At 43.6% G+C, this 11,989-nt stretch carries 13 protein-coding genes; 9 read left to right on the top strand and 4 right to left on the bottom strand.

Annotated elements, in window-relative coordinates:
• Positions 1-191 precede the first annotated feature (191 nt).
• The 5 genes from CWO27_RS03435 to yfcE are packed head-to-tail and all read left to right on the top strand — an operon-like array spanning position 192 to position 3,054.
• Positions 192-926, top strand: a complete 735-nt coding sequence (locus CWO27_RS03435; protein WP_048660868.1) for a DUF1538 domain-containing protein — start codon at positions 192-194, stop codon at positions 924-926.
• Positions 923-1,717 (top strand): DUF1538 domain-containing protein, encoded by a 795-nt coding sequence (locus CWO27_RS03430; protein WP_102479480.1) that lies wholly within the window; start codon positions 923-925, stop codon positions 1,715-1,717. The genes CWO27_RS03435 and CWO27_RS03430 overlap by 4 nt, the downstream gene beginning before the upstream one ends.
• The gene (locus tag CWO27_RS03425) at positions 1,707-2,057 is read left to right on the top strand and encodes a P-II family nitrogen regulator (RefSeq protein WP_048660866.1); all 351 of its coding nucleotides are present in this window, start codon (positions 1,707-1,709) and stop codon (positions 2,055-2,057) included. Before CWO27_RS03430 ends, CWO27_RS03425 begins: the two co-directional genes overlap by 11 nt.
• Entirely contained in the window at positions 2,054-2,461 is a 408-nt protein-coding gene (locus tag CWO27_RS03420) for a CBS domain-containing protein (protein WP_102432775.1), read from the top strand. Before CWO27_RS03425 ends, CWO27_RS03420 begins: the two co-directional genes overlap by 4 nt.
• Before the next feature lie 47 nt (positions 2,462-2,508).
• Positions 2,509-3,054, top strand: coding sequence for a phosphodiesterase (gene yfcE / locus CWO27_RS03415; RefSeq protein ID WP_102432776.1), 546 nt, complete (start codon positions 2,509-2,511; stop codon positions 3,052-3,054).
• Between the two features lie 25 nt (positions 3,055-3,079).
• On the opposite strand, the gene CWO27_RS03410 is transcribed toward yfcE, so the two are convergent.
• From CWO27_RS03410 to CWO27_RS03400, 3 genes are all read right to left on the bottom strand, one after another.
• Entirely contained in the window at positions 3,080-3,391 is a 312-nt protein-coding gene (locus tag CWO27_RS03410) for a SelT/SelW/SelH family protein (protein ID WP_048660863.1), read from the bottom strand.
• Positions 3,392-3,525: 134 nt separating this feature from the next.
• Positions 3,526-4,041 (bottom strand): regulatory protein ToxS, encoded by a 516-nt coding sequence (locus tag CWO27_RS03405; RefSeq protein ID WP_017066005.1) that lies wholly within the window; start codon positions 4,039-4,041, stop codon positions 3,526-3,528.
• 1 nt (position 4,042) lies between these two features.
• Complete coding sequence (locus CWO27_RS03400; protein ID WP_048660862.1) at positions 4,043-4,954, bottom strand: transcriptional regulator; 912 nt, start codon at positions 4,952-4,954, stop codon at positions 4,043-4,045.
• 272 nt (positions 4,955-5,226) lie between these two features.
• Here CWO27_RS03400 and htpG point away from each other — a divergent pair, with 272 nt between their 5' ends.
• From htpG to hemH, 3 genes are all read left to right on the top strand, one after another.
• Positions 5,227-7,131 carry a molecular chaperone HtpG gene (gene htpG, locus CWO27_RS03395; RefSeq protein ID WP_048660861.1) on the top strand — a complete coding sequence of 635 codons (1,905 nt, stop codon included), beginning with the start codon at positions 5,227-5,229 and terminating at the stop codon, positions 7,129-7,131.
• 389 nt (positions 7,132-7,520) lie between these two features.
• Complete coding sequence (gene adk, locus CWO27_RS03390; RefSeq protein ID WP_048660860.1) at positions 7,521-8,165, top strand: adenylate kinase; 645 nt, start codon at positions 7,521-7,523, stop codon at positions 8,163-8,165.
• Between the two features lie 279 nt (positions 8,166-8,444).
• A complete protein-coding gene (gene hemH / locus CWO27_RS03385; protein WP_102479478.1) occupies positions 8,445-9,407 on the top strand; it encodes a ferrochelatase in 963 nt (320 codons plus the stop codon).
• 105 nt (positions 9,408-9,512) lie between these two features.
• Here hemH and CWO27_RS03380 read toward each other — a convergent pair whose 3' ends face one another.
• A complete protein-coding gene (locus tag CWO27_RS03380) occupies positions 9,513-10,907 on the bottom strand; it encodes a peptide MFS transporter (RefSeq protein ID WP_017629610.1) in 1,395 nt (464 codons plus the stop codon).
• A gap of 503 nt (positions 10,908-11,410) precedes the next feature.
• On the opposite strand from CWO27_RS03380, the gene rfaH reads away from it, so the two are divergent.
• Positions 11,411-11,917: a transcription/translation regulatory transformer protein RfaH gene (rfaH, locus tag CWO27_RS03375; protein WP_102479170.1), complete on the top strand. Its 507-nt coding sequence runs from the start codon at positions 11,411-11,413 to the stop codon at positions 11,915-11,917.
• Positions 11,918-11,989: the final 72 nt, after the last annotated feature.

Raw genomic sequence — 11,989 nt, 5'->3', positions numbered from 1 at the left:
GTGATCCCCAAATTACGCCTTTTAAATTTAAGAATGAGTGAAATAAAATTCATTTGGCTAGGAAGTATACCGCTATCACATTTATGGGTTTTACTCGGATATGTTACCAACTGCGTAATATTTATCACATAAGGAATGATAAGGATTTGCCATGATTATTAGTAACTCATAATCAGCGACAAGGAATTGCGATGACGGCGGTGCTTGCTTTGTTTCGAGCCATGTTAGGTAGCCTGAGAGATCTATTGCCGATCGTGGCGGTGATCGCTTTTTTCCAGCTTGCTGTCTTGCAAGAGCCACTTCCTCATCTGTTATCAATTCTAACTGGCTTAGTGCTGGTGGTGTTTGGTCTGACTTTCTTTATCTTTGGCCTTGAAATGGGGTTGTTCCCGATTGGCGAATCGATGGCTCAAGCTTTTGCGCGAAAGGGCAGTGTGTTCTGGCTATTAACCTTCGCTTTCTGTTTAGGTTTTGGTACCACCATTGCCGAACCTGCGTTAACCGCAGTGGCGGCCGAAGCCGCGGAAGTGGCCGCCGAGGGAGGCGTCATCCCTAATACGTTAGATGAAATGGAAGAATATGCAGATGGTCTGCGTTTCACCGTAGCATTGTCTGTCGGTATCGCTATTTTACTTGGGGTGCTGCGAATCTTAAAAGGTTGGCCAATTCAGTACATGATCATCGGTGGCTATATTGGAGTTGTGGTGCTTACTGCATTTGCTCCGGAAAACATTATTGGGATTGCGTATGACTCTGGTGGAGTGACAACATCGACGATCACCGTTCCGTTAGTGACGGCATTAGGAGTGGGGTTAGCCTCGGCGATTAAAGGACGAAATCCTATGATTGATGGCTTTGGATTGATTGCATTTGCTTCGTTGTTGCCGATGATGTTTGTCATGGTTTATGGGATGGTGGTGACATGATCAGTGTGCAGCAATTTGTCGACACCTTTTTAGGTACCGTGGTGGATGTAATTCCGATTGCGGTGATCATCTTTGGTTTTCAGTTGGCGGTATTACGTAAGCCCGTGAACAATTTAGCTAAGGTGCTGATTGGTTTCTTTTACGTCATCCTTGGTTTGTCTCTTTTCTTGATGGGATTGGAACTTGCACTGTTTCCCTTGGGAGAGACGATGGCCATGCAACTGACCGAGCCAAGTTTCCTGACTGAGTTTAAGGTCAGCTCTGGCCTTACGTTGGTTTGGTTTGACTATTATTGGGTTTATCTTTTTGCATTCTGTATTGGTTTTAGCACCACAATCGCCGAGCCTTCGTTGATTGCTGTGGCAATTAAGGCGAATCAAGTCTCGGGCGGTAGTATCAGTGTTAATGGGCTGAGAATCGCCGTGGCATTGGGTGTCGCTATTGGTATCTCGCTTGGAAGCTATCGGATTGTTGCTGGAGACCCGATCCATTACTACATCATTTTTGGTTATGTCGTCGTGGTCATTCAAACCTTTTACGCCCCAAAACTCATTATTCCATTGGCCTATGACTCGGGCGGTGTAACCACATCAACGGTGACAGTCCCTTTGGTGACAGCGCTCGGGCTTGGGCTTGCTTCAACCGTACCAGGAAGAAACCCTGTCATTGATGGTTTTGGATTGATCGCTTTTGCCAGCTTATTTCCCATTATTTCAGTGATGAGCTATGCCCAAATAACACAATGGTTAAACCGTTTACACACCTCTAAGGAGAGCAAAGATGCGCTTTAAACTTATCTTAGCGTTTGTAGAAGAGAGCAAGACAGACAGTGTGCTCGATGCCGCGCGTGATGCGGGCGCAACCGGAGCAACCGTGATTAATAATGCCAGAGGGCAGGGCTTAAACCAAAAAACCACCTTCTTTGGCTTAACGTTAGAGGTGCAAAAAGATGTGTTGCTGTTTGTCGTCGAGGAGCATCTAGCAAGGCATATTCTCGAAAGAATTAGTGACGTGGGTGAGTTTGACCAAGAATCGGGACAAGGTATAGCAGTGCAGATTGATGTCGAAGATGCAGTCGGGGTAGCACACCAGGTCGAGACATTAACTAAGGTTGTGGAGGATGAACTATGAATACCAATGACAAGATTCGAGTCAGTGACGTGATGGCAAATACCTATGTGATTATTGATGGGCTAACCACAGTGTTAGAAGCGATAGAGATGGCTAAGAAGCATAAAGTGAAAGCCATCATTGTCGATAAGCGCCACGAAGGTGACGAATACGGCATCGTATTGATGAATGATATTGCTAAGAAAGTACTGGCTAAGAACCGTTCTCCGAAGCGAACCAATGTTTATGAGATCATGACCAAGCCAGCGCTAAGCGTGTCTGCTGAGATGAACGTAAAATACTGCGCTCGCCTATTTGAACGCTTTGGTATCAGTCGTGCGCCAGTCGTTTGTGACAACAAGATAGTCGGTATGGTTAGTTACAATAATATCGTAATCAACGGTATGGCGAGAGATGACGTGTAGCATTTTGATACGTACAATAGGCTGATAAATTTTATGGAGAAGTACGTGTGAAATTATTTTTTGCTTCAGACCTACACGGTTCGCTGCCAGCAACAGAAAAAGTATTAGAGCTATACCAAGCCTCTGGTGCACAATATTTGGTTCTATTGGGTGATATTCTGAATCATGGTCCAAGAAACCCGATCCCAGAGGGATACAACCCGCCGGCGGTTGCAGATAAGTTGAATGCGTTTTCTCAAGAGATCATTGCCGTTCGTGGTAACTGCGATAGCGAAGTGGATCAGATGTTGTTGTCTTTTCCAATGATGATGGATTACTCGTGGGTGCTATTAGAATCAGGCCAACGTATCTTCCTAACCCATGGTCATTTGTACAATACCAATAAACGCCCTGCGCTGAAGGCAGGCGATATTATTGCACACGGCCATACTCATATCCCAGTTGCTGAATACCAAGATAATATCTTTATCTTTAACCCTAGTTCGGTGACATTCCCACGAGATGGCCACGCAGCGAGCTATGGTATCTATGAAAACAATACCTTCAAAGTTATTAGCCTTGAAGGTGATGTTCTCGTGAGTGGCCAGCTTTAAACCATTGGATCGGCGGTTAAAGGGCTTATTTTGAGTCTACGTGGCCGAGGTCTCTGTCTGGAGCAATGATATTTCGCACTCTTTGTTTCAGAACTTTCGCCTCAGGAAAGCCGCCATCTGCTTTTCTTTCCCAGATTTGCACACCATTGCAAAAGATTTCGAACCTGCCTCCTGTGTCTGGATGTAAACTGACTTGTTCAATTTCTTCACTGAAGGTATGCAGTAGCTCTTGGCATAACCAACTAGAACGAAGCATCCAATTGCATTGACGGCAATAGTGTATGGTGATTGTTGCTCTAGTGATAGGGGAAGCTGTTTGATCTGACTCTGTACTCATGGGTAATCCTTTTAAATGCGAGTAAATTCTTAATACCAATATCACTGTATCAATGAAAAAACAGATGCTAAGGGTAATAAAAAAGGAGCATCATGCTCCTTTTTTATTACTATGCCGTAAAGAGCTATTCGATTTTAGTTCGAAAACAATACGGTAGAACCATGATTTAAGCTAGTCAGTAACAGTGCCTTCGGGTTAACAATGTCTATGCGGCGGCTTTGCTCTGCGTCCATCTTAATGACTTGAGTGATAAGCTCTAGTTGCTCTTCTGAAAAGTCTTGGCGCTGAGCCGAAGTCACATCTTTAAACTCTGTTGGCGAAACCAGTAAGTAGTTATCGTTAATATCCCACTGACCCGTTTCAGAGATGTTGATGACATTCGCAGGCTCAGTTTGATTACCGTAAAGTCTAACCACTGACATTCTCAAATATGTACCATTTGGCAGGTACTTCGCATTCGATGATAGTTCAACTCTACGAAGTGGGCCGATTGAGTCAGCTTGCTTGTTATCGCTAATCAGCGTCACCATCTTAGATTGCCATTCATGCTGAGTGAGCAAGCGCTCTACTTTTGCATCGCTGCCCCAATACAACCAACCACTCAAAAATGCAGATAGAACCAGTAAAATAATCGATACTTTTAATTTCATGTTACTGACCACCGTTACAAATGTCGTTTACATCCGACTGGTTTGCGTAAATTCTTAGAGTTACATTTTCGCTTGAGTATTCTTGCGGGTGAATGTAGTTGAGGGCAAGGTTATTGGTTTGCCCACCTGTTGCAATCACTTCAGTCGGCTTTAGCATGCCAGTGTGATTCGTGTTGTAACGTAATACACACTTCTCTATCGCTGGCAGCCAACTGCTAAGATCTGGGTGGTTAATCGGTGATTGAACCTTTACGCCATCTATTTCAGCCAATGTTTTGAACTCGGACTCTGCCGGGTTGGTAAACGTCAAAACGAGAATTGGCATGATGAAAGCGGCAAGCAGTAACCAAAATGTTAGCCACTTATTGGTGTTTTTAGCGGGAGCCGTAACAGGAGCGGTTGCTGGTTCTAGTTCTACCTTGGTCTCTTGAACTTTTGCAATTGGCTCTGATTCAACCGTTTCAGTGATCGTTTCTTCAGTCGCTGCAGGCGTTGCAAACGTCAAGATAGGTTCTACGTCATTTTCGGTAATTTCAGCAGCTACTGGCTGATCATTTGATGAAAGTGGGGCAGAGCGCTCAACGGTTGCAATAAATTGATAACCGCGTTTAGGCACGGTCTTTACGAATTCTGGAGATTTGGTCGAATCTTTCAGCATCTTTCTTAGTGTCGATACTGCTTGCGTTAAGCTAGAGTCATCAACCTCAAAGCCTTGGTCTCGCCAAACATACTCGTGTAATTCATTACGAGTGATAACTTCATTGGGTCTTTCTGACAGCATCAGGAGAATGCGGCTTTCATTGCTGCCAAGGCGTACGACTTCGCCGTCGCTCATTTGGTCAACAAGTGAGTTGCTGTTTGGATCGAAGACAAACCGCTGTGCGAGAATAAACTTTGTGCCGATATTGCTCATTGAATTCTTCTACTTTTGGATGATTTGGGGTGCGAAATAGACAAATCTCAGGTGAAGTTCAGTTAATTCTTCACCAAATCATGGCTTCTTTTATGTTCTTTTATATTTATCAGACTCAAGGATAATAAAAACAGATCAAAAAAACAGTGTTTTTATGATTTTTGACCTTGAATTTACATTTGTCATCCTCATGTTAATGAACATAAGAGTGGCATCAAGTGTTACTCCCCCTATGGTTATTCAACATAAAGTATAGATGTTTTGGAGTAAAAATGAGCGAAACGGCAACGCAAAATAAAGAGACTCGTGGCTTTCAATCTGAAGTAAAACAACTACTTCATCTAATGATTCACTCACTGTATTCAAATAAGGAAATCTTCCTACGTGAGCTGATCTCTAACGCATCTGACGCGGCTGACAAGCTTCGTTTTCAAGCTCTATCTAATGGTGACCTTTACCAAGGTGATGCTGATTTAGGTGTGAAACTTTCATTCAATGCTGAAGCAAACACCTTAACGATTTCTGATAACGGTATCGGCATGAGCCGTGACAATGTTATTGAGCATTTAGGTACGATTGCTAAATCAGGCACTGCAGATTTTTTCTCAAAGCTATCTGAAGACCAAAGCAAAGACTCTCAATTGATTGGTCAATTTGGTGTTGGTTTCTATTCTGCGTTTATCGTTGCTGACGCGGTAACGGTTCGCACTCGTGCAGCTGGCCTAGAAAACAATGAAGCCGTTCAATGGCACTCTGCTGGCGAAGGCGATTACACCATCGAAGACATCACTAAAGAATCTCGCGGTACTGACATCATTCTGCATATGCGTGAAGACGGTAAAGAGTTCTTAAACGAATGGCGCCTGCGTGAAGTGATTGGTAAGTACTCTGATCACATCGGCATCCCTGTTTCTATCTTCACAGCCGTGAAAGATGACGAAGGTAAAGACACCGAAGAGAAGCATTGGGAACAGATTAACAAGGCGCAAGCGCTTTGGACTCGTAACAAATCTGATATCGAGAAAGAAGAGTATCAAGAGTTCTACAAGCACGTATCTCACGACTTTGCTGATCCACTGACGTGGAGCCACAACAAGGTTGAAGGTAAGAACGACTACACAAGCTTGCTTTACATCCCAGCGAAAGCACCTTGGGACATGATGAACCGTGACCACAAGAGTGGCTTGAAACTTTACGTGCAGCGTGTATTCATCATGGATGACGCAGAGCAGTTCATGCCATCTTACATGCGTTTCGTTCGCGGTCTGATTGACTCAAACGATCTGCCATTGAACGTGTCTCGTGAAATCCTGCAAGACAACAAGGTAACTCAGTCTCTTCGTGGCGCATGTACCAAGCGTGTACTAACTATGCTTGAGCGCATGGCAAAGAATGACAATGACAAGTACCTAGAGTTTTGGAAAGAGTTCGGCCTAGTATTGAAGGAAGGCCCAGCTGAAGACATGGCGAATAAAGAGAAGATCGCTGGTCTACTCCGTTTCTCGTCAACGGAAGTGGATTCTGCTGAACAAACCATCAGCCTTGAATCTTACGTTGAACGCATGAAAGAAGGCCAAGATAAGATTTACTACCTAACAGCGGATAGCTACGCTGCAGCTAAGAACAGCCCACACTTGGAGCAGTTCAAAGCGAAAGGTATTGAAGTGGTTCTAATGTACGATCGCATTGATGAGTACGTAATGAACTATCTAACTGACTTTGATGGCAAACAATTCCAATCGATCACAAAAGCAGGCTTAGATCTAAGCAAGTTTGAAGGTGAAGAAGAGAAAGAGAAGCAGAAAGAGACTGAAGAAGAGTTCAAGTCTGTTGTAGAGCGCACTCAATCTTACCTAGGTGGTCGTGTTAAAGAAGTTCGTACGACCTTCAAGCTAGCAACAACACCTGCGGTTGTAGTAACGGACGACTTCGAAATGGGCACGCAAATGGCTAAGCTTCTTGAAGCTGCTGGTCAAGCTGCGCCTGAAGTGAAGTACATCTTCGAGATTAACCCTGAGCACGCTCTGGTTAAACAAATGGCCGATGAAGCAGACGAGCAAGCGTTTGGTCGTTGGGTTGAGTTGCTACTTGGGCAAGCGATGCTGGCTGAAAAGGGCTCAATGGAAGATCCGTCACAATTCTTGGGTGCAATCAACGAGCTACTGACAAAGCGTTAGTCTTTCGACTTTAGGTTAAGCCAAAAATTGTAATAAAAAGCTCGCAAATGCGGGCTTTTTATTATGAACGTCGCTGAAAATCTATTAAACGTGGTCAACGTCACCGTTATCGTCACAACAAATGTTGCCGATACATTCTTTAGTCGTAAATTCAGCCAAATTGAATATTAATGTGATAGAATGCTCGACCTAATCAGCTGGAGCTAGGAACCAATTTCTTCCAGTTGTATGATTTTTAAACGTTATACCGAAACTTACCGTTTTGCTTCTGTTTACAGTTTTGCTTAACCTCAGCTGTTACCTAACTTTTCCTGTTTATCTTAAATATGAACGAGGAAGGTGGGATAGTGAGCTTCGGTATAAATCATAATTTTATAAGAGGATTAAACATGCGCATCATTCTTCTAGGTGCTCCTGGCGCGGGTAAAGGTACTCAAGCTAACTTCATCATGAACAAATTTGGTATCCCTCAAATTTCAACTGGTGACATGCTACGTGCTGCTATCAAAGCGGGTACTGAGCTTGGTAAGCAAGCAAAATCAGTAATCGACGCTGGTCAGCTAGTTTCTGATGAAATTATCCTTGGTCTTATCAAAGAGCGTATCGCTCAAGATGACTGTGAGAAAGGTTTCCTACTAGACGGTTTCCCACGCACAATCCCACAAGCTGATGGCCTAAAAGAAATGGGCATCGCTGTTGATTACGTTGTTGAATTCGACGTTGCTGACGATGTGATTGTTGAGCGTATGGCTGGTCGTCGTGCTCACCTTCCTTCAGGCCGTACATACCACACTGTGTACAACCCGCCTAAAGAAGAAGGCAAAGATGACGTAACTGGCGAAGAGCTAGTTGTACGTGATGACGACAAAGAAGAAACCGTTCGTGCACGTCTAGGCGTATACCACGATCAAACAGCTCCGCTAATCTCTTACTACGGTAAAGAAGCTGAAGCAGGCAACACTCAGTACCTTAAGTTTGACGGTACTAAGCAAGTTGCTGAAGTTAGTGCAGAACTTGAGAAAGCACTAGCATAATTGGCTAACAGCCAGTTTTAGAATTTGATATATTGGAAGCGACCTTAAGGGTCGCTTTTTTTGTTTCAGTTTTTAGTACGATACCAATCTAGATAATTCGATTACACACCATTCAAGATGAAACCGTTTTTGATGAAGGTGGCTCACAATCGAGAGTAGATGTTGCGATATCCCATTTAAAGAATGATTATTCAGACATTTAGTGGGAACCAATGATCTTAAACTTATGCAGATTAGTATATTACTTTCCAGAAAATCACATATTGGTCTCAGGTATCTATGGAAAATAATAAAAAGCAGGGCGTTTTACTGGTGAACTTAGGAACACCAGATTCGGCGACCCCAGCTGGCGTTCGTCGATTTTTGAGTGAATTCTTACACGACAAGCGAGTAGTAAACCTAACCCGTTGGCTTTGGTGCCCAATCTTGCACGGGGTGATTTTACCGATTCGAGCACCCAAAGTAGCCAAGTTGTATCAATCTGTCTGGATGGATGAAGGCTCACCACTGTTTGTGTATTCTCAAAGACAAGCTGAAAAGCTCCAGAAGAAACTAGAGATGCCGGTTGCACTGGGTATGACCTATGGTAACCCAAGCATTAAGACTGGTGTTGAGCAACTGATGGACCAGGGCGTTGAGGACATCATCGTACTGCCTTTATATCCTCAGTATTCTGGCACAACCACAGCGGCAGTTTCTGATGGTTTAACCAAAGCCTTTAAACAGATGCCAGTTATCCCAAGCTATCGCTTTATTCGTGACTACTACTCACACCCTAGCTATGCCAAAGCATTGGCTGAAAGCGTTCGTAGCCATTGGGAACAAAATGGCAGAGCCGATCACTTGGTTTGTTCGTTCCACGGTATTCCGAAGCGCTTAGCTGATGAAGGCGATATCTACCCACAGCATTGTGAAGCAACGACAAAGCTGCTTGCTGCTGAGCTAGGTTTATCTGAAGAAGACATCACCATGACCTACCAATCGCGATTTGGTCGAGAGGAGTGGTTGAAGCCATACACTGACGAGACACTTGAATCACTGCCAAGCAAAGGTATCAAGAAGATCGACATCATGGCACCTGCATTTTCGGTTGACTGTTTGGAAACGTTAGAAGAGATTTCAGACCAGTGTAAAGATACTTTCATTGACGCTGGTGGTTCGGACTTTAGCTACATTATGTGTTTGAACGACAGAGACTCGCACATCGATATGATGGCAGAGTTAGTCGCTCTATATCGCTAACAGCTGCTGAGCCTTGATTACGTCTTATCGCATAAATAACAAAAGGGCTGCTCATTGAGCAGCCCTTTTTGAACTTGAAGTTTCTTCTTGAAATAGCTCTAGATATTAAGCAACAGACGTTTCTGCTGTCTCAGCTTTTGGCTCTGCTTCAAGCGTCATGTTGGTTTCTACACCATGCATCCAGGATACGAGCTTACCAGCACAAAGAAGCAATAATACGCCACTAATTGTTGCTGTAATCGCGATACCACCAAAGATAGACATCGCGCCAAGCTCACCAACGTGAGAACCCACTAGGCCTGCTACGTAGTTTGCAACCGCATTGAAGCCAAACCAAGCACCCATCATTAGTGATGCTAAACGAAGTGGAGCTAGCTTAGTGACCAACGACAGGCCAATAGGCGATAAACAAAGCTCACCAAGTGTATGGAAGAAGAAGGCACCTACTAGCCATAACATCGATGTTTTCACTGTTAGGTCACCACCTTGCTCCATTACCGCACCCATCATGCACACAAAGCCAAGTGCTAAGAAAAACAGCGCCATCGCAAACTTAACAGGTGAGTTTGGCTCACGCTTACCCAGTTTCACCCAGAACGCAGCAATGATTGGAGCAAGTGTAATGATGAAGAATGGGTTCAAAGATTGGAACCACGCAGCAGGAACTTCAAAGCCACCAATCATACGGTCAGTATATTGTTGAGTGTAGATGTTCATTAGGCCGCCAGCTTGTTCAAAGCCCGCCCAGAATACAATCACGAACAGACCCATAATCAGAATAACTTTTAGTCTGTCGAATTCTTCTTTAGTTAGTGGCGCTTTCTCTTTCGATTTGTTCAGTTCTTTTGCTCGAGCAGCCGCAGGTACAGAACCGATGTTGCCTAACCAAGATTGAGCCATCGTCATTTGCATGATCAAGCTAATAACCATACCGATACCAGCAGCCAAGAAGCCCGCTTTCCAACCGAATGAATCCACTGCTGCACCGGAAATCAAGCCACCAAGTAGTGCGCCTAAGTTGATGCCCATGTAGAAAATGGTGAAAGCACCATCACGGCGGTTATCACCTTCTTGGTACAAGTCGCCAACCATGGTCGAGATGTTTGGTTTAAACATACCGTTACCACTGATAAGCAGTGCTAAACCAAGGTACAGAGCGTTGACTTGGTCTAAGCCAATAAAGCCGTTAGGTAGAGCCAGTGTGAATTGGCCTAGAGCCATCAATACACCACCAATTAGGATCGATTTACGTTGTCCTAGGTAGTTATCGGCAATCCAGCCACCAATTAATGGTGTGATGTAGACTAAACCTGTGTAGATCCCGTAGAGATCGAGAGCGTCTTTTGTTGACCAACCAAGGCCACCATTAAGAGTGGTATCAGTTAAGAATAAAACAAGAATTGCACGCATTGCATAGTAGGAGAAACGTTCCCATAGCTCTGTGCTAAATAGTAGAAATAGGCCTCTAGGGTGGCCAAAGATGTTGTGAGTGCTTGGCATAAGTTTTACTAATTTTAGGTATTAAAAGATTTTATAGTCACTTATGTATACAGAGTGGAATAACCATCTGCAATAGGCGTCTTTTATGGTTACGATAACTAATTTTTTATAACTGCATGAAAATAAGGGGTTTTCTATGCAATGTTACCCAGATAATGCGTGCTGCAAACTAATTTTCCAGTTTTGGGCTGGATGCATAGTGAGCTTTTTAAAAGAATTACCGAATAATAAAAGTGAAATGCATTGACTTGTTGTATCATTTTGATCTTCATAGGGTATGGTGTGTTTTATTTATCTGGCATACATACGCTTACAAGAATGCGCCTTTTTATCTGTAAATGATCCCTGTACAATGCTTAACCACTTTTCGGACCTATGACTTTTTGTTGATAAGTTGGTCTGTTACGCATAATTTCTTGCTTATCAGTCTTCATTTTATTAACGGTGATTAAACCGTTTTAGGCTTGTGGTAAAATGTTCAAAAATAGAAAATGGCTAGTAAAATGAAACGTTGGTATTTGCTCTACTGTAAGCGTGGTGATCAAAAACGCGCTCAACAGCACTTAGAGAATCAAGGGGTAGAGTGCTTTTATCCTCAAATAGAAGTCGAAAAGGTGGTGAGAGGGAAAGAAAAGCAGGTCAAAGAGCCGCTGTTTCCATCTTACATCTTTGTTCGCTTTGACTATGAGCAAGGTCCTAGCTTCACGACTGTTCGTTCAACGCGCGGTGTGGTGGACTTTATTAAGTTCGGCACAAGACCGCATGAGGTCCAAGGTGACTTGGTTTTTGAACTCAAAGAGTTTGAGAAGTGCTACAGCATCGAAACTGAAGATTGTTGTGTTGAGTTTGAATCTGGGCAGGTGGTTAAGATTCAGAGTGGCCAGTTTGCCGGGGTTGAGGCTATTTTCGATCAGAAAGACGGTGAGGCTCGATCGATTATGTTGGTAAAAATGATCAGCCACGTGGTTCCTATCAGTATTGAGAACGAAGCACTACAAGCTCACGCATAACTGCAACAATAAAAAATAGGCTTAAAAATAAAAAGGCGCATCATGCGCCTTTTTTAGTCTTTAGGGTTTGTT

The sequence above is a fragment of the Vibrio sp. 10N.286.51.C3 genome, assembly GCF_003050065.1.
Taxonomy (GTDB): Bacteria; Pseudomonadota; Gammaproteobacteria; order Enterobacterales; family Vibrionaceae; genus Vibrio; species Vibrio crassostreae.
This window is presented reverse-complemented; position numbering and strand designations above follow the sequence as displayed.

Bases quoted from the DNA above. Each gene is read 5' to 3' on its own strand.
- CWO27_RS03435 (WP_048660868.1), top strand. From the start codon at position 192: ATGACGGCGGTGCTTGCTTTGTTTCGAGCCATGTTAGGTAGCCTGAGA.
- CWO27_RS03430 (WP_102479480.1), top strand. From the start codon at position 923: ATGATCAGTGTGCAGCAATTTGTCGACACCTTTTTAGGTACCGTGGTG.
- CWO27_RS03425 (WP_048660866.1), top strand. From the start codon at position 1,707: ATGCGCTTTAAACTTATCTTAGCGTTTGTAGAAGAGAGCAAGACAGAC.
- CWO27_RS03420 (WP_102432775.1), top strand. From the start codon at position 2,054: ATGAATACCAATGACAAGATTCGAGTCAGTGACGTGATGGCAAATACC.
- CWO27_RS03410 (WP_048660863.1), bottom strand. From the start codon at position 3,391: ATGAGTACAGAGTCAGATCAAACAGCTTCCCCTATCACTAGAGCAACA.
- CWO27_RS03405 (WP_017066005.1), bottom strand. From the start codon at position 4,041: ATGAAATTAAAAGTATCGATTATTTTACTGGTTCTATCTGCATTTTTG.
- CWO27_RS03400 (WP_048660862.1), bottom strand. From the start codon at position 4,954: ATGAGCAATATCGGCACAAAGTTTATTCTCGCACAGCGGTTTGTCTTC.
- htpG (WP_048660861.1), top strand. From the start codon at position 5,227: ATGAGCGAAACGGCAACGCAAAATAAAGAGACTCGTGGCTTTCAATCT.
- adk (WP_048660860.1), top strand. From the start codon at position 7,521: ATGCGCATCATTCTTCTAGGTGCTCCTGGCGCGGGTAAAGGTACTCAA.
- hemH (WP_102479478.1), top strand. From the start codon at position 8,445: ATGGAAAATAATAAAAAGCAGGGCGTTTTACTGGTGAACTTAGGAACA.
- CWO27_RS03380 (WP_017629610.1), bottom strand. From the start codon at position 10,907: ATGCCAAGCACTCACAACATCTTTGGCCACCCTAGAGGCCTATTTCTA.
- rfaH (WP_102479170.1), top strand. From the start codon at position 11,411: ATGAAACGTTGGTATTTGCTCTACTGTAAGCGTGGTGATCAAAAACGC.